This window comes from Mesorhizobium sp. M4A.F.Ca.ET.020.02.1.1 (assembly GCF_004022645.1).
In the GTDB taxonomy this organism is placed as follows: domain Bacteria; phylum Pseudomonadota; class Alphaproteobacteria; order Rhizobiales; family Rhizobiaceae; genus Mesorhizobium.
In genome coordinates this window covers 1-14,713 of the sequence record NZ_RZOI01000009.1, presented here as the reverse complement: position 1 = coordinate 14,713, position 14,713 = coordinate 1, and the positions used below count along the sequence as shown (strand labels likewise).

Annotated in this window: 27 protein-coding genes; 16 read left to right on the top strand and 11 right to left on the bottom strand. The window is 62.0% G+C overall.

Annotated elements, in window-relative coordinates:
• Window positions 1-90 precede the first annotated feature (90 nt).
• From EN742_RS01695 to EN742_RS01685, 3 genes are read left to right on the top strand one after another with little or no spacing between them, the layout of a single operon-like run.
• Window positions 91-477, top strand: a complete 387-nt coding sequence (locus tag EN742_RS01695) for a DUF1515 family protein (protein WP_128332333.1) — start codon at window positions 91-93, stop codon at window positions 475-477.
• Between the two features lie 59 nt (window positions 478-536).
• A complete protein-coding gene (locus EN742_RS01690) occupies window positions 537-758 on the top strand; it encodes a hypothetical protein (protein WP_128332332.1) in 222 nt (73 codons plus the stop codon).
• Window positions 755-1,003, top strand: a complete 249-nt coding sequence (locus EN742_RS01685) for a hypothetical protein (RefSeq protein ID WP_128332331.1) — start codon at window positions 755-757, stop codon at window positions 1,001-1,003. Before EN742_RS01690 ends, EN742_RS01685 begins: the two co-directional genes overlap by 4 nt.
• Before the next feature lie 96 nt (window positions 1,004-1,099).
• Here EN742_RS01685 and EN742_RS01680 read toward each other — a convergent pair whose 3' ends face one another.
• The 10 genes from EN742_RS01680 to EN742_RS01635 form a co-directional block, all read right to left on the bottom strand.
• Complete coding sequence (locus EN742_RS01680) at window positions 1,100-1,309, bottom strand: hypothetical protein (protein ID WP_128332330.1); 210 nt, start codon at window positions 1,307-1,309, stop codon at window positions 1,100-1,102.
• Window position 1,310: 1 nt separating this feature from the next.
• Complete coding sequence (locus tag EN742_RS37780; protein WP_128332329.1) at window positions 1,311-1,667, bottom strand: transcriptional regulator; 357 nt, start codon at window positions 1,665-1,667, stop codon at window positions 1,311-1,313.
• A complete protein-coding gene (locus tag EN742_RS01670) occupies window positions 1,664-2,134 on the bottom strand; it encodes a hypothetical protein (protein ID WP_128332328.1) in 471 nt (156 codons plus the stop codon). Before EN742_RS01670 ends, EN742_RS37780 begins: the two co-directional genes overlap by 4 nt.
• Window positions 2,135-2,215: 81 nt before the next feature.
• Window positions 2,216-2,662 carry a hypothetical protein gene (locus EN742_RS01665; protein ID WP_128332327.1) on the bottom strand — a complete coding sequence of 149 codons (447 nt, stop codon included), beginning with the start codon at window positions 2,660-2,662 and terminating at the stop codon, window positions 2,216-2,218.
• Window positions 2,620-2,943: a hypothetical protein gene (locus tag EN742_RS01660; protein WP_128332326.1), complete on the bottom strand. Its 324-nt coding sequence runs from the start codon at window positions 2,941-2,943 to the stop codon at window positions 2,620-2,622. Before EN742_RS01660 ends, EN742_RS01665 begins: the two co-directional genes overlap by 43 nt.
• Window positions 2,944-2,974: 31 nt before the next feature.
• Window positions 2,975-3,364, bottom strand: coding sequence for a hypothetical protein (locus tag EN742_RS39045; RefSeq protein WP_245492233.1), 390 nt, complete (start codon window positions 3,362-3,364; stop codon window positions 2,975-2,977).
• A complete protein-coding gene (locus EN742_RS01650) occupies window positions 3,364-3,564 on the bottom strand; it encodes a hypothetical protein (protein WP_128332325.1) in 201 nt (66 codons plus the stop codon). The genes EN742_RS39045 and EN742_RS01650 overlap by 1 nt, the downstream gene beginning before the upstream one ends.
• The gene (locus tag EN742_RS01645; protein WP_128332324.1) at window positions 3,561-4,505 is read right to left on the bottom strand and encodes a recombinase RecT; all 945 of its coding nucleotides are present in this window, start codon (window positions 4,503-4,505) and stop codon (window positions 3,561-3,563) included. Before EN742_RS01645 ends, EN742_RS01650 begins: the two co-directional genes overlap by 4 nt.
• Window positions 4,483-4,677, bottom strand: a complete 195-nt coding sequence (locus tag EN742_RS01640; protein WP_128332323.1) for a hypothetical protein — start codon at window positions 4,675-4,677, stop codon at window positions 4,483-4,485. Before EN742_RS01640 ends, EN742_RS01645 begins: the two co-directional genes overlap by 23 nt.
• Window positions 4,674-5,531: a PD-(D/E)XK nuclease-like domain-containing protein gene (locus EN742_RS01635; protein WP_189375120.1), complete on the bottom strand. Its 858-nt coding sequence runs from the start codon at window positions 5,529-5,531 to the stop codon at window positions 4,674-4,676. The genes EN742_RS01640 and EN742_RS01635 overlap by 4 nt, the downstream gene beginning before the upstream one ends.
• 290 nt (window positions 5,532-5,821) lie before the next feature.
• Between EN742_RS01635 and EN742_RS01630 the strand changes: the two genes are divergently transcribed.
• Window positions 5,822-6,058 carry a hypothetical protein gene (locus tag EN742_RS01630; protein WP_128332321.1) on the top strand — a complete coding sequence of 79 codons (237 nt, stop codon included), beginning with the start codon at window positions 5,822-5,824 and terminating at the stop codon, window positions 6,056-6,058.
• A 49-nt stretch (window positions 6,059-6,107) separates the two neighbouring features.
• On the opposite strand, the gene EN742_RS01625 is transcribed toward EN742_RS01630, so the two are convergent.
• Window positions 6,108-6,746, bottom strand: coding sequence for a helix-turn-helix transcriptional regulator (locus EN742_RS01625; RefSeq protein WP_245492232.1), 639 nt, complete (start codon window positions 6,744-6,746; stop codon window positions 6,108-6,110).
• Window positions 6,747-6,956: 210 nt separating this feature from the next.
• Here EN742_RS01625 and EN742_RS01620 point away from each other — a divergent pair, with 210 nt between their 5' ends.
• From EN742_RS01620 to EN742_RS01565, 12 genes are all read left to right on the top strand, one after another.
• On the top strand, window positions 6,957-7,178 hold the full coding sequence (locus EN742_RS01620; RefSeq protein ID WP_128332320.1) for a helix-turn-helix domain-containing protein: 222 nt from the start codon (window positions 6,957-6,959) through the stop codon (window positions 7,176-7,178).
• A complete protein-coding gene (locus tag EN742_RS01615) occupies window positions 7,175-7,393 on the top strand; it encodes a hypothetical protein (RefSeq protein ID WP_128332319.1) in 219 nt (72 codons plus the stop codon). The genes EN742_RS01620 and EN742_RS01615 overlap by 4 nt, the downstream gene beginning before the upstream one ends.
• Before the next feature lies 1 nt (window position 7,394).
• Window positions 7,395-7,745, top strand: a complete 351-nt coding sequence (locus EN742_RS01610; RefSeq protein WP_128332318.1) for a hypothetical protein — start codon at window positions 7,395-7,397, stop codon at window positions 7,743-7,745.
• Window positions 7,742-9,169 (top strand): DEAD/DEAH box helicase, encoded by a 1,428-nt coding sequence (locus EN742_RS01605; protein ID WP_128332317.1) that lies wholly within the window; start codon window positions 7,742-7,744, stop codon window positions 9,167-9,169. Before EN742_RS01610 ends, EN742_RS01605 begins: the two co-directional genes overlap by 4 nt.
• A gap of 22 nt (window positions 9,170-9,191) precedes the next feature.
• Window positions 9,192-9,650 (top strand): hypothetical protein, encoded by a 459-nt coding sequence (locus EN742_RS01600; RefSeq protein WP_245492231.1) that lies wholly within the window; start codon window positions 9,192-9,194, stop codon window positions 9,648-9,650.
• Window positions 9,651-10,214, top strand: coding sequence for a single-stranded DNA-binding protein (ssb, locus tag EN742_RS01595; RefSeq protein ID WP_128332316.1), 564 nt, complete (start codon window positions 9,651-9,653; stop codon window positions 10,212-10,214).
• Between the two features lie 10 nt (window positions 10,215-10,224).
• Window positions 10,225-10,599, top strand: coding sequence for a DUF4031 domain-containing protein (locus EN742_RS01590; protein ID WP_128332315.1), 375 nt, complete (start codon window positions 10,225-10,227; stop codon window positions 10,597-10,599).
• Between the two features lie 73 nt (window positions 10,600-10,672).
• Window positions 10,673-10,987 carry a VRR-NUC domain-containing protein gene (locus EN742_RS01585; RefSeq protein WP_189375118.1) on the top strand — a complete coding sequence of 105 codons (315 nt, stop codon included), beginning with the start codon at window positions 10,673-10,675 and terminating at the stop codon, window positions 10,985-10,987.
• Window positions 10,988-11,086: 99 nt separating this feature from the next.
• On the top strand, window positions 11,087-11,956 hold the full coding sequence (locus EN742_RS01580) for a CHC2 zinc finger domain-containing protein (RefSeq protein ID WP_189375116.1): 870 nt from the start codon (window positions 11,087-11,089) through the stop codon (window positions 11,954-11,956).
• Window positions 11,923-12,282, top strand: coding sequence for a helix-turn-helix domain-containing protein (locus tag EN742_RS01575; RefSeq protein ID WP_128332312.1), 360 nt, complete (start codon window positions 11,923-11,925; stop codon window positions 12,280-12,282). The genes EN742_RS01580 and EN742_RS01575 overlap by 34 nt, the downstream gene beginning before the upstream one ends.
• The gene (locus EN742_RS01570) at window positions 12,282-13,820 is read left to right on the top strand and encodes a virulence-associated E family protein (protein WP_128332311.1); all 1,539 of its coding nucleotides are present in this window, start codon (window positions 12,282-12,284) and stop codon (window positions 13,818-13,820) included. The genes EN742_RS01575 and EN742_RS01570 overlap by 1 nt, the downstream gene beginning before the upstream one ends.
• Before the next feature lie 178 nt (window positions 13,821-13,998).
• Window positions 13,999-14,713, top strand: a 715-nt coding sequence (locus EN742_RS01565; RefSeq protein ID WP_128332310.1) for a glycosyl hydrolase 108 family protein, incomplete at its 3' end; no start/stop codon positions are given.

Genomic DNA, 14,713 nt, shown 5'->3' with positions numbered 1-14,713 from the left:
TCTTGTTGGTGGTTCATATAGGGGATCGGCGTTTAGCTGGTCAACCTTTCGGCTGTAAGCGTTCCGAAACTGCGGCGCGAGGTTCTGGCTTTGGCTTCTCTGGACGATATCTTCTTAGCTCTCGGCGAGCTTAAAGGCGGTGTCGACGCATTGCGGCGCGACTTCCAGGAGGAAAAGAGCATGGCGCACGAAAGTCGCGCCACGATCCATCGCCGGCTTGATCAGCAGGCCGAAGAAATCTCCAAGGTTCGAACTGATGTCGCGGTCGACGGCGAGATTACCGCCCAGGTTCGCAATGAGGTGAAGTCCCTCAAGGAGGCGGTCAACCCGTCGCTTGAGGAGTGGAAGCGCATGAAGATGCTCGGCATCGGGATCGCCGGGCTCCTGGCGCTGGGCGGGCTATCGGTCGGCGCGGCCCTCATGTGGGCGAGCGACACGGCGGCGACGGCTATCCGCCACTGGCTCAAGATCAACTGAGTTTCGGCGGCAACTGTCCCAGGCGCACGGTCTCGCGCTTTCAACCGGAGACCACTTCCATGATCAAGACCTTGCGCCGCTGGCGCACCTGGATTTTCAACGCCGTCGCCGGCCTCGCTGTCGGCCTGCCGGAAATCCTCAATCAGCTTGGCGGCGTCTATTGGGGCGACGTGATCCCGCCCAAGTATCTGCCGTACTTCACGCTGTTCGTTCTGCTGGTCAACATATGGATGCGCCCGCGCGCCGCCGTGCTGCCCGATGACGATGAGGCCCAGAGGTGAACGCGCTGCTCTGGAAGCTCGGGGCGGCGACGCTGATCTGTGTGGGGCTTTTCCTCGGCGGATATGCCAAGGGCCGCTCTGACGCTCGCGTTGCCGTCCTGGCTGACACGGTGAAGGCTTACAAAAAGAGGACTGATGTCGATGCGAAAGTTCGCAATATGGATGCTGCCGATCTTTGCATTGAGCTTGGCGGGTTGCCCGACGACTGCGAGCAATTGCGCGGGCTGGAGCAAAATCCCCGTTAAGCCGGCGACGGCGGTTTACCTCGCCGGCAACGATGCTGGAGCCGGGCAGGGGATCGCCGGGCATAACCGCTATGGCGTGGCGCAAGGGTGCTGGCATTAGAGCTTGAGCTTGGCGCATTCCCGGTAGAGGCGGCTAAGGCGCAGTGACGTGCGCGCGTTGCTAACCAGGGAGGGAATGCGCCGAACTTCCCAATCGTAGGCTTGTCCGATCGCGGCCCGGCGCTTGATGTCCTTGGCCTGGGCGATCTCCTCAAAGGCGATCCTGCGATACTTGTTCGCGTGGTATGTGTCGGAATTGAACGCCATATCAGCGGCCCGCCCTATAGCTCTTTGCGACGACATCGCCGATCGGCAACCGGCCCGTCTCGCGCAAGTTCGTGAGCGCCTTCCTCGGCGGCATGTATGAGCGCCGGCCCGGCCGCTGCGCGTCGTCCTCTTGCTGCCAGCGCAATTCGAGGCGGCACATTTCAGCCCATAGGCCAAGCAGCTTGGCTTGATCGCGCTCGCGGCGCATGGCGCGAAAGAGATCATACATTTCCGCGCCGCGCTTCATGCGTCGATTGTTGAAGGCGAGGCGGCATGAGGAGCAACAGAACTCGCGGCCCGGCTTGCGATCATTCCAGAGCTTGCCACACTCCAGGCATCCTTTGTGGGCGGTGGTCATGTGTTGCGCTCCTGATGCGTTTCTGACAACGCGTTTAAACGCTTCTTAGGCCCCATCGTGCCGTCAGCGAAATGAAGTTCGCAATGGCAGTTGGCGCAGATTAGATCGCACTTCGACGCCTCTGCCACGATGTCGGCATGAGGTCTCCACATTTCGCGGCATGCGATCTGGAAGGACTTCATTGCGCCGTCTCTATGGTGAAAGTGGAGCGCGGCGGTACTCTTGCTGTATCCGCAGCGGATACACTCGCCCCCGAACAAGGCAACGATCTGAACGCGCTTAGCTAGTCTGCGTGCGTTCGTCTTTTTGCCTGCTTGCGGATTGCGCTTGTTGTAGGCTCTTGCCCTAGCGTTCTTGCACATCGGGCATTTGTACATAGGCGAACCATTGGCCTGCTTCCCTGCTCTACGGAAAGTTGTCTCGCCGTGCCTATGGCATTTGCCCATGCGTTCAACTGGATAGGTCATTCAGCGCTCCAATAGAAAGGCCACGAACCTTGACGGATCGTGGCCCTTGATAGCAACATGTTGCGATTATCGCAACACCTATTATGCGGCTTTCGACTTTTTGTCCTTCTTCAAGAAAGCCGGAACGTCGGCCTCGGGATCGTGGGCGGCGCTCGCCTGGGGATCGTCAGCGGGCGTGTCGCCGGGCTCCTGCTTGTCGCTGGCCTGGGTGGTCTCGGCCGTGGTCGTCGGCGCGGTCTGGGTCTGAGGCTGATCCTCGATCCGTCGCGTCTTCTGCTCGGTCTTCACCTCCTCGATCGAGGCGGCTTTCAGGAGCGCGGAATAGTCGCTGGTTTCGTGCGCCGTCTTCACGATGCTGAGCGCGGCGAACTGTTCATCCAGGCTCTTGCTGGTCGGCAGAAAAGCCTTGATCACGATTGCAATTCCAGTCTGGTTTGCCATTTGGAAATCTCCGTTGCTGGCGTGGGTGGTAATGTGCTGCCCGGCTAGAAAGTCGGGTAAGGTCCGTCTGTCTGCACCCGCCACCATGAGCGGAAATCGTTGGTGTCCGGTGGCTCGCTCATAACCATGAGGAGGCTGGGCGCGAGCGGGCCACGGAAATGCAGCAATTCAAGATAGATATCTGCGCCCTCGGCGACGGCCTTCCGCTGCGCGTCGGTCAAAGAGAAGCGCGCAATTGCACTGTTCCCTTTGCGGCCCGGCAAGGTCCGAAGCGGGCGATACTGCGGCTGATCTTTTGCATAGACCGTTTCGAACTGCTCCAGGCCGGCGACAACGGGGCCGTCATGGGGACTGAGGGTATCGAACATTTTGCTGTGTGCCTTTCTGTGGCTGGGTTGACTACTTGGCGATGTAGGCGCGGACGGCGGCGTCCTTGGCCTCCAGGAGCTTGTTGAGCGCCATGGTGCGCTGTTGGTTGCGGGGCAGGGTGCGAACGATGTCCTCGGCCATGCGGCCGAACGGCTTGCTGATTTCTTTCAGCGTCGGCGGCAGATGGTCGAAGGCGAAAAACTGCATGACGTGTTCGGCCGGCTGCTCTATCGGCAAAACAATTTCTTCCCATTCCGCCACAAGATCGTTCGGGCTCGGCTCGCGATCGGCGTTGTAGTGACCGTCGCCCTGGTAATACCGGCCTAGGAAATAGTATGTCTGATCCGGGCCGAGCCGCACCGGGCCGATCTTGTTCCCGCCCCGGCTGCGATAGGTCTTGCCGTCCTGTAGTTCGATCATCACTTTCCTCTCAGCATTTGCGACGTGGCCTTGATTTTGTGGTGGGCCAAGATCGTCGCGGTTTCGTCGTCATGGTCCTGGCCGGCGATGGTCTGGAGTTCGCCGGCTAGGCGGGTGAGTTCGGCGGCGGCAAGAGCAAGATCGCCCTTCCCGCGCGTGCGGATTTCGACGCGCGAAAATCCGGGGATCGTCGCGCTCATATGTCATCCCCTGGCCGCTGATCCGGGCCGTCATAGTCCAGGACTTCGCCGGTCTCGGGATCGTAGTCGGCCGGATCCTCGTCCTGGGCGGGCTGGGGCTTGGCCTGTGCCTTGCCCTTTGCCGGTTCCTGCTTAGGCGTCACGTCCTTGAGCGCCGCAGCTGCGCCGCCGCGCTTCTTCGCGGCCGGCGCGGCCGGGCGGTTCTCGTTGCCGGCCGGATCGTGGTCGATGTCGAACGTGTAATCCTCATCGATCCGCTCGACAGCCTGGATAAATGCGTCGCGGTCGCTGCTCGACGGCAGATACTTCGACAGGCGGCGGAACACCGTCTTGCGTGCCATTTCGCTCCAGTCGGTCGCCCAGGGCGTCGACTTGATCTTGCCTGCCTTGAAAGCCTTGTAGGCGTCTGCGCGGTCGCGGATGCGGTTCACGTCTGCGACGGTCATCACCTCATGCACAATGCCGCCGTCCTTCAAAACGGCGAGGGCATAGAGGGCGAAGGGTTCGCCGCGCTCGCCCTTGAGATTGATCTTGTGAATGATCGGCTGTTCGTGGCGCGTCGGCTCATAATCGAAGTCGTCGCCGTCGCGGGCGGCTTCGACCACAAGGCTTTTGATCTGGCCGCTGTTGTAAGCGAGCTTGAGAAGCCCGCGCATCATGGGGCGGTATTGGACCTCGCCGTTGTAGTCGACAACAAGCGCGGCCTCGCGACCGTCCAGGATCAGGCCATCCGCCGCCGCTTTCATGCACGCGGACAGAAGCGATTGCGGGTTCTTCACCTTCTCGATATTGCGAGTGAAGGTGAGGGCGCTTTGAGCGGTGCGCGTGAAGCGCTCGGGCTTGATGTAGGTCGGCAGGGCCTTCGCAAATTCCGGCTGGGCCTTGGCGAGGTGATCGCGCAACGCTAGCGGCTTGCGATCAACTACGACGGTCTGTGTCATTGATCTCTCTCAGGAGGTTGGCGGCGCGATCCTGGACCGTGCCGCTTGCGGTTGCGGTGACTTGCGCCAGCGCCTTGACGGCGACGGCTCGATCTCTGGCCGGATCGGCGCGGCGGTAGAAGTAAGCCGCGCACCAGAATTTCCGGGTGCGATCGGCAAGGCTCCAGGTCATGCCGGCTCGTCTTCGAACTCGGGCGCTGCCGTGAGGCGGTAGGCCCAGCGCTTGAATGAAAGCTCCTGGACGCCTTCACCGTATGCGGGCCAATGGTTGGCCTTCACGCATTCGGCGTAGGTGTTGAGCGCCTTGCGCATGATCACGCGGCCTTCTTCCACGATCGACGGCGGAAGCTCGTAGACCGCGAAGGCGTAAGGCGGCTCCTTCTCGAAAACGAGAAAGGCGAACCAATCGACCGTGCGGCCCAGGATACGCCAGCCGTCCGAATAGTGGGCTTCCTGGGAGTGATAGCCGTAGTTGATGACGGCGCGGGCGAACACGTCGGGGTGCGCCGATCGCGCCGACTTCACATCGAGCACGCCGCCCAGGTCGGCGCGGTAAAGGTCGGGGCGGCAACGGCAGATGACGCCGGTTTCCTGGTCGATCCAGTAGCCGGATGCCTCGATCTCGGGCTTGCCGCCCGTGATGATCGAATTGATCCGTTCGTCAGCGTGCACCGCGTCGCGGATCGCGCAAACGCCGTCATGGTCGCCCGACGTGAGCAACAGCTTGCCGTCGATCGCGCAGGCTTCCGCCAAGTCCTTCCACTTGTTGCCGCGCCGATCGTCGGGGCCGCGAACGACGCGCTTATCGAAAAGCTCGGGCTGGAGAACCGCGAAGTGGCAAGCCTCGCCGAAATCGAAATGCTTAGAGGCCTCGCGCTCGCCAAACTTGTAGTGAGCGGGCGATTGCGTCTCGATCGTCCAGAGCCCGGATTTGGAAATGCCCGGCCCGCCGTGATAGCTCTCGTTCGGCACGCCCTGATAGATGCCGGGCTTGAAGCCCTTCGGAATGTTGACGTGCTGGTTCACTGCTGTTGCTCCTTTGCGGTTGTGTGTTGTGATTGGCGCAACGCTAATCGCAACAGGCCGCAACAGTCAAGTGGCTGAATTTCTGGATTCCAGAATTTTGTTGTTGACGGAAACGCAACGCCGTGCATATTTCGCAACAGTCGCTGCATCCTCCCCTTGCGACCCACCTTACGCCCGGCGCGCTACCTCCCCGCGACCGGGCGTCTTCTTTTCCGGTGTTCGCGATCTCAACCGTCTCGCGCTCAAGGTGCCTTCACCCAGGGGTTCACCATGGGAGAAAGGGAAAGACAATGCGCTATCATCGACTATTCGGCTTCATCTCGTTCGCGTCGATCCTTCGCGCGATCGAGCGCTGCTTTTTCGCGGTGCCGATCGACGCAAAAACCTCGCTCGCGCTGGAGGGCATGCGCCGCGCCGTGCGCGACGCGCCGGGCGTGCTGAGCCGGATGCGCGCCTACATGGCACGCGCGCTCAAGCACGACTGCTACACGGCCGGCTATTTCGATCCTGGGCGATCGTTCGCTTAGGCCCGGTCCCTAGCGCCAGAAAGAGAAGCCCGCCGCAAGCGGGCTTTTTCTATGGGATCACGGCAAGGACGGGCGTCGCCGCGTCAAGGCTCACGTCGCGGACATCGCCGTTAGCACATGTCACGCGCGCCTCGCCGGTCTTCCTGGCGCGCTCGATCTTGCCAAGGAACTGTTCGCCGTCGCGGGACCGGCAGATTGACAGGAGCCCGATCGCTGCCGGGTCGACGCCGGCCGGATAGCGGTAAAGCACAACGGCGTCGTCCATGACGGAAAGCGGACCTTTCAAGGCCCGTATCTGCGCGCCAACAATCGGCTCGTCTCCCTGGATCGTTATCGTCGCGCGCGCCCTTTCGATCACGGCGGGCGGTAGCGGCTTCGGCTCGGGTAGCTCATCGACAACGCCGCGCTCGTCAATGGTCGCGGCGAGGAGCATTTCGCTTGGGCGCGGTTCCAGGGAAACGGAAACCCCTGAGTGAACCAACACCTCACTGACGGGAACACCCAGGAAGGACGCGATGTCCCCGGCTTCCGTCATCTTCATTTTACGACTGCCTGACAGCATCCGCGAAACGGCGGACGCATCAACCCCCAGATGACGGGCAAGGCCGCGCACGGACTTTCCCGTCTCTGCCAGCTTATCGATGAACCACTGCTTATCGATAGCCGGTCTCTCCATGGTGTTTTGCATGCACTTCACTCTGTTGCGCGATTCGAAAATCCCGCCGCTTCTAATCTGTTGCATCTTTCGCAACAAACCGCAAGCACGGCAAGGTAGCGCTCGCGGATTGGTGCAGCTTGGTTAATCCCGAGATTTTGGTTAAGGCCCGGTTGATGTCGCTTGACGATGTGAAAATCACAACATATTGTTGCGAAAGATGCATCGCGAGGAGAGCGACCGTTGGCGGACCTGGGCAAAACCCCTTGGCAGAAAGTGCATGAGAAGTTCGGCATGTCTCCCGCGCAGTTCGCGCGCGAGCTTGGCCGTCATCGTTCAAAGATCAGTCGCGCTCTTAGCGACGAAAAAGGGCTGATCAACGGCAAGGATCAGGAGTTGATCCTGTCGGCGGCGAGCAAGCTCAATATCGCAATCACCGCCGCCGATCTGACGCCCGTCCAATGAACTATGCGGGCTCGTCCATGTCCCTCGCGCAGCAAGGGGACTTGGTTGATGCGCTGTTGCTGCATTGCACGATGAAAGGCGGCGAGCTTGCCGCCGAAACGCACCTGACAATCACGCGGAACGAGGCTGAGGAATTGCTCATGCTCGCCGGTCGGTTGCGTCGTATCGCGCCCTTTGAGGCTGAGATTAAACGCTTAGTGATCCGGGGAAAGTGACATGCCTGAGCATCTGGAGTTTGGGGCAAATCTGACGGCCGGCGCGCATGATGCTGCGATCCGGGCAACCTATCTCGGTCAAGCGCACATCGCGGGGACGGGGCCGCAAGGCGCGACGTGCCGCGAATGCGTGTTCTGGCATAAGTGGAAAGCCGCCACAGGGGGGGGCAAGCTTCCGTCGCCTCCGGGCTATTTCAGCAAGCGCCACAAGGCCAGCCCGAACGCGCTCAAGAAGGCGCTTTGCACCCGGCCGATCCTGAACAAGGCGAACCGGCTAATCCCGCACGATGCATCCGCCTGCCGGCTGTTCGAGCGCGCCGATCATCCGTTGCCCGCGGTGCGACCTGAATGATCGTCCTGCGCCCTGATCAGGAAGACGTGCGGACAAAGCTCCGCGTCGCGCTGCGCTCGTCGGCGTCGGTCTTGACCTTCGCGCCTACCGGGTTCGGTAAAACCGTGCTCGCGGCGGCGCTGATCAAGATGATCCTCGCGGCGGGCAAGCGCGTCATCTTCTGCGTTCACCGCGTCGACCTGATCACGCAAACCGCGAAGACATTCGAAAAGTTCGATATCCCGTTTTCCTACATCGCGGCCGGCTATCACTATAACCCCTATCATCGGTGCTTCATTGCCTCGATCGCGACGCTGAAAAACCGGCTGGGCAAAATCCCCGCTCATTACGTCCTGGTCGATGAAGCACACCTAAGCGCGGCCTCGGGCTGGGCGCTGGTCGCCAACCACTACAAGGAAGAAGGCGCGCGCCTGATCGGCCTGACGGGCTCGCCCGAGCGCCTGGACGGCAAGCCGCTGGGCGATGTCTGGGATACGATGGTCATGGGTCCGTCCGTCCGGTGGCTGATCGAGCAAGGCCACCTCTCGAAATATCGGGCTTTCTCTCCTGCCGGTCTCGATCTGAGCGGGCTGCATTCGCGCGGCGGCGAGTATGTCGCATCCGAGCTTGACGAGTTGATGTCGGGCAAGGCGGTTCTGTCGAACGCCGTGAAGCATTGGCGCAAGTACGCCTCGGGCAAGCGCACGATCGCGTTCGCGCCATCGGTCGCCAGCGCCGAACGGCTGGCTGAGGAGTTCCGCGCGAACGGTATCATGGCCGTGGCGCTCGACGGCAACACGCCCCAGCCCGATCGCAGGGTTGCGTTCGAAGGCTTCGCCGACCGGCAAATTGATCTGATCATCAATTGCCAACTGTTTTGCGAGGGCTTCGATCTCGCCGCCCAGGTCGACCGGCCCGTTACGATCGAGGCCGTGCTTGACAACTCGCCGACGCAATCGCTGGCGCGCCACCTCCAGAAGCACGGGCGCGGGCTGCGGCAAGACGGAACCGGCGTGCCGCATGTCCTGCTCGATCTCGTCGGCGGGTTCGCTCGCCTGGGCCTGCCCGATGAGGAACGCGAGTGGTCGCTTGAAGGGCGCAAGAAAGCGGCGCGCGAGGAAATGGTTCTGACGTGCGAGCGGTGCTTTTGCTCGCACGATCCCGCGCCGAAATGCCCGGACTGCGGTTTCGTCTATCCGGTCAAGAAGCGCGAGGCGATCGGCGGCGGGCGCGCGATCGGCGAGGTCGACGGCGAGCTTGAGGAAGTCGATCAGGAAGCCGTCCGCCGCGCTCGCAAGCAAGAGCAGGGCAGGGCGCAGACGCTTGACGATCTGATCAATCTCGCGACGGCGCGCGGCTACAAGTCGCCAGCCAAATGGGCGGCGCACATCTTCACGGCGAGGCAGGCAAAAACGGCGGAAAGGTACGGGGACTATGGGACTTAAACAATCGCAAGGCTTTCGGTCCATGAGCGGCACCGCGCCGAAGTCGGCCGTTGTCAGGGACACCGTTCGCAACTTCCTGGCTAGCGCCCAGGATGACGCGTTGGCTGGTTTGGAGCGCGCCGCGCCTTCGATCCAGTCGGACAAGCGCGGGCTAGTGCTCGCCCCTATCAACTGCCCTTGCTGCAAGCAGGCGGTGGCGGTTCCAACCCTGGATATCGTGGTTGACCGCTACAAGGTCACGCCTCTGGAGGCCCGCATTCTCGGCGCGGTCTGGAAGGGCAAGGGGATGCCCGTCATGACCGAACGGATTTTCGATGCGATGTACGCCGACGATCCCGATGGCGGGCCGTCGCCAACGCGCATGTATGCCGCTTTCAAGGTGGCGCTCTGCCATCTTCGGGCTCGCTTGGCCGGGTCCGGTATCACCGTTGAAAACGTGGGCTATCGCCAAGGATATCGCCTCATCATGGGAGTTCACTAAATGGCCGGCTCATTGAACAAGGTCATGCTCATCGGGCATGTCGGGCAAGACCCCGAAATCAACAAGCTCAACAATGGCGGCATCGTCGCCAACCTGTCGCTCGCCACAAGCGAAAGCTGGAAGGATAAGAACACGGGCGAGAAGAAGGAGCGAACCGAATGGCATCGGATCGTTGTCTTTAGCGAGGGCCTTTGCGGTGTGATCGAGCAATACGTTCGCAAGGGGCAGAAGCTCTATGTCGAGGGCGAGTTGCAGACGCGCAAATGGGAGAAAGACGGGATCGAGCGCTATTCGACCGAGATCGTTTTGACCGGGTTCGATGCCAAGCTGCTGATGCTCGATCGCGCGAGCGGCGGTGGCGATCGTGATCCGAACGGCAACGCCGATCGGCCGGGCAACAAGAGCGGCGGGAACTATGCCGACAAGTCGGGCGGCACGGTGCGGCAATCCCAGGATCGCGGGCGAGACCAAGGGCAGGGCGACAGTCGCGAAAGCTTCTCGCGCCAGCGCGGCGGTGAGCAGCGGCAACAGTCGCGCGAGCTTGACGACGAAATTCCGTTCTGAGGTCTGACCGATGGCCGTCTACGTTGACGACATGCAAGCGCCCTTCGGCAACATGATCATGTGCCACATGTGGGCGGACAGCGACGATGAGCTTTTGGCGATGGTCGACAAGATCGGCGTTCAACGGAAGTGGATACAGGGACACCCGACGCTCTCTTTCGGAAAGCACAAGCGAGCGTCCTGGGTTCACTTCGACATTGCCCAGAGCAAGCGCGCCCAGGCCGTGAAGCATGGCGCAATTGAGACCGATCGCGTTGGGCCGATGGAGCACACGGCCAAGCTGATGATTGCGAAGGGAAAGGAGATCGGGAACGCCGATCTCGTCGCCTGGGGCGAGAAGAAGCTTGCCATGGTCTCCGACTACAGGGCGAGCCGCAATGGCTGAGGGCGATCTCATGCGCCGGCTGCAAAAGGTCGCGTCCTCTCTCGGGGCGCGGCTCTTTCGGCAGCAAGTCGGCATGGCCTGGATCGGGAACAAGATCGAGCGAGGCCCAGGCATCAAGCACCTCGGGCCGCACGACATCGTGATCCGCAACGCTCGGCCGTTCCATGCCGGCGTGCCTGGAATGTCGGACCTAGGCGGCTGGGTTCCGGTCGAGGTCACGCTAGACATGATCGGCTCAACCATGGCCGTTTATGCCCAGGTCGAGGTGAAGGAAAACGCGCGACCGACGACGGAACAAATCGCCTGGATCGATGCCGTCAATGATGCTGGCGGACGGGCAGGCATCGCGCGCACGGAAGCGGACTTGGACCAAATCCTTTGGCGCTGATCGGCCCATAAAGATTTATGCAAATCGCGCGGAATGCCCCTTGCGATTTGCTCTACATGTTGTGATTATCGCAACAAGCAAATCAGCGGCGGATTTCACATGGCTAACGATGTCGAGCGCCTGCGGCGCGATGTTTCCCTGCCCGCCACGGCTGAGAGTTTCGGGGTCACGCTGGAGGCGGACGGCGACGAGTGGGTTGCGTGCTGCCCGTTCCATGCCGAAGACACGCCGTCGTTTACGATCTTCACTGGCAAGGATCACGTCCAGCGTTTCCAGTGCTTCGGCTGCGGCAAACGCGGCGATGTCATGGACTTCGTTCAAGAGATCAAGGGCGTCGACCTTAAGGAAGCGATCCGCATTCTCGGCGGCGGCTCGGCCGGCCCGAACATCGCGCCGCGCAAGGTCGAGGCGCGCGACATTTACGCGGGGATCGTGCCGCTCGATCCTGCCGGTGAGATCGTCGCCGGCCGCAAGGTCACGATCTACAATCCCAAGCGCGGCGGCACCGATCGCGAATGGGGCTCGTTCGTCCCGTCGATGATCTTCCCATACCGCCGCGCCGATGGCTCGCTTGTCGGCTACGTGCTTCGCCACGATCTGCCAGACGGCGGCAAGGAAACCCCTATGGTGATGTGGGTTCGCCTGCCGAACGGCAAAGAGTGCTGGTCGCGCTTCCCGTTCCCCAAGCCGCGCCCGCTCTACGGGCTCGAGTTTTTGCGGGACGGGCAAGTCGTCATCGTTGAAGGCGAGAAGTGCCGCGACAAGCTCGCTCGCGCGAGCGGGCGCAACGTCCTGTCCTGGCCGGGCGGAACCTACGGGATCAATCACGCGGATTGGTCGCCGCTCGCCGGCCGCTCGCTGGTGATCTGGCACGACGACGACGATCCCGGCCGGCGCACGGCCGACGAAATCGCCGCGATCAACCATCGCCAAGGATGCTCAATCAAAATCGTCGGGAGGATCGCTTGAGCGCGTGTGTTTGCTGCGGGTTTGATCCCGAACTGAAAGACCCGGAAGCGATTGCTAGGGCGGCGCGGCTGTCCAGTTTCGAGCATCGGCTTTTCGAAATCTTCCGCCGCCGCTTCGGCCGCTATGTCGAGGCCGATCAGATTGCGTATCTTCTCTACGCCGACGATCCGAACGGCGGGCCGCTGTTCGCTAAGGAAGTCATCGGCGTTACGGTCGGGCGGCTGCGCAAAAAGCTGAAACCGTACGGCCTGACGATTGACGGCATGATGGGCCGTGGGTCGAGCGGTCGCCGCCTCATCTGGATCGAAGCCAAGCAAGCCGCCTGATGTCCTATTCATTCCAAGATTGGCAGGACGGCAAGGCCCCTAAAAAGGGCTGGGACTGCGCGGACGCGATCGATGACGGTTGGTCGAAGGATCAGCTTGACGCGTTCATGCGGTCGACTGCTCGCCCGTGGTCGCCGCCGCAACAGAAACCGGCAAGCGAGGCCGCTGAGCGCGTTTCTCCCGCGCCCGCTCCCCAACAGCCTGCCGGTGCCTCCTCGCCCGTCCCTCAGGCGCGCACGACCGAACAGGCCAAGCCCGAAAGCGCGACCGTCACTCAGCTGCACACGCGCAAGACGGTCAAGGCCGATGACAGTTGGCAATTCGAACTGATCACCAACGATGAGGGCAAGCTCAAGCCGGGCGTCACCAAGAATTGGGCGCTGTTCCTGGAGAACCATCCAGACATGGCCGGCGTGTTCGCCTTCGACGCCTTCAAGCTGCGCGTCATGCTCCAGCGTCGCCCGCCCTGGGCGGATGCCGGCGCGTCGTGGGAACCGCGCACGCTCCAGGATCGCGACTATAGCGAGGCGGTCATGTGGCTTGAGGCGAAATACATGACGCCGAAAGCGTCGAATATCGCCGCCGTGATCCAGACCGTGGCAGAGCGGGCGAGCTTCGATCGGCTGCGCGAATATCTCGACGGGCTGGAGTGGGACGGCAAGCCCCGCGTCAAGAGCTTCGCGGGCGATTACCTCGGATGCGTCGGCGACGACTATGCGCCGGTCGTGAGCGAGCGCTGGCTTATCTCCAGCGTCGCGCGCGGCCTCAACCCCGGCTGCAAGGTCGACACGATGCCGATCCTGGAAGGGCCGCAAGGCGCGCGCAAGTCGACGGCGCTGCGCGTCCTGTTCGGCGACGAGTTCTTTACCGATGAGCTTTCCGACATCGGCTCGAAAGACGCGATGATGGAACTGCAAGGCGTCTGGGGCCTGGAGGTCGCCGAAATGCATCGGTTCTCGGCGGCGGAAACCAACGCCGTCAAGAAGTTCCTCACGCGCCAGACCGATCGCTTTCGCCCGCCGTATGGCCGATCGGTGATCGAGGCTCCGCGCCGCGTCGTGCTCAACGGCACGATCAATCCTGAGGGCAACGCATATCTGCGCGACCCGACTGGCGCGCGCCGGTTCTGGCCGCTGGAGGTGCGCAAGATCGACATCGACGCAATCGCCCGCGACCGCGATCAACTGTGGGCTGAGGCCGTGGCTCTGCTCAAGGCCGGCCGTCCGTGGTGGGTCCAGGAGGAGGAGCTAAAGTCGGTCGAGGCCGAACAGGAAAAGCGCACCGACGTTGACGTGTGGGTCGATCAGATTGCGCCGTTCCTCAAGACACGATCGAGTGTTTCGCAATGGGATATCTTCGAACACCTGGGCATTCAGAAAAGGGATGCCGATTGGAAGCATTCGAACCGCGTCGGCAGGATCATGAAAAAGCTCGGCTGGCAAGCCAAGCGCGATCGGGCGAACGGCGAGGACCGGACCCTGTACAGCAATCCGAAGACGCTGCAACTCGAACCGGATGAAAAGATGGCCGGCTGGTGAAATGAAAGAGCCGCGAACCGGCTCATTCCGGTCGCGGCCCCGTCACCCTGCTTTGCCTCATTTCGTCGGGTACATGAAGCCCAAACCCCAAACGCGGCCCGACGCCGATCCCCTCGGACGATGACGGCCATTTTCAACCAATCTCTCAGGAGGTGATTGGCAAGGAGTTCCGCGCGGGGTGTTCGATGCCGCCAACTATTGCCGGGGATGGTTGTCGGGCTTCACACCCACGGGGATTACCACTATGGCAAAGGGAAATTTCGCCGCGTGTCTCGGCGTGTCACTGGTCTATGAGGGCGATTGGTCCGACAACAAGAAAGACCCAGGCGGCGCGACCATGAAGGGGATCACGATCGGCAAGTTCCGGGAGTTCAAGCCCGGCGCGACGAAAACGCAGCTGCGCAACATATCCAAGTCTGATGTCGAGCATATCTATGCCGTCGACTTCTGGGACAAGATAGCCGGCGACGATCTGCCGTTTGGCGTCGACATGGCGACGCTAGATTATGGCATCAACTCCGGGCCGTCGCGAGCGGTGAAGGATTTGCAACGTGTCGTCAGGGCGGGGGTCGATGGTCATGTGGGGCCGGGAACGCTCAAGGCCGTCATCCTTACGGGCGGCAAACAGACGATCCAGAAGCTATGCGCCCGGCGTCTCAGCTTCATGCAAGGGCTGAAAATCTGGAAGACGTTTAAACGCGGCTGGTCCAGGCGCGTCGCCGACGTGGAAGCCAAGGCGGTTGCAATGTGGCTGGCGCACGCCGGCATGCCCGCTCCGAGCCGCCAGAGCGAGCTTAACGCGGAAGCGAACAAGGCCCAGGATCAGGCCCAGGCCCAGACCAAGGGCGCGGGCGGCGCGGCCGGTGGCGGCGTCGTGGCGGGCGGCGGCGGTG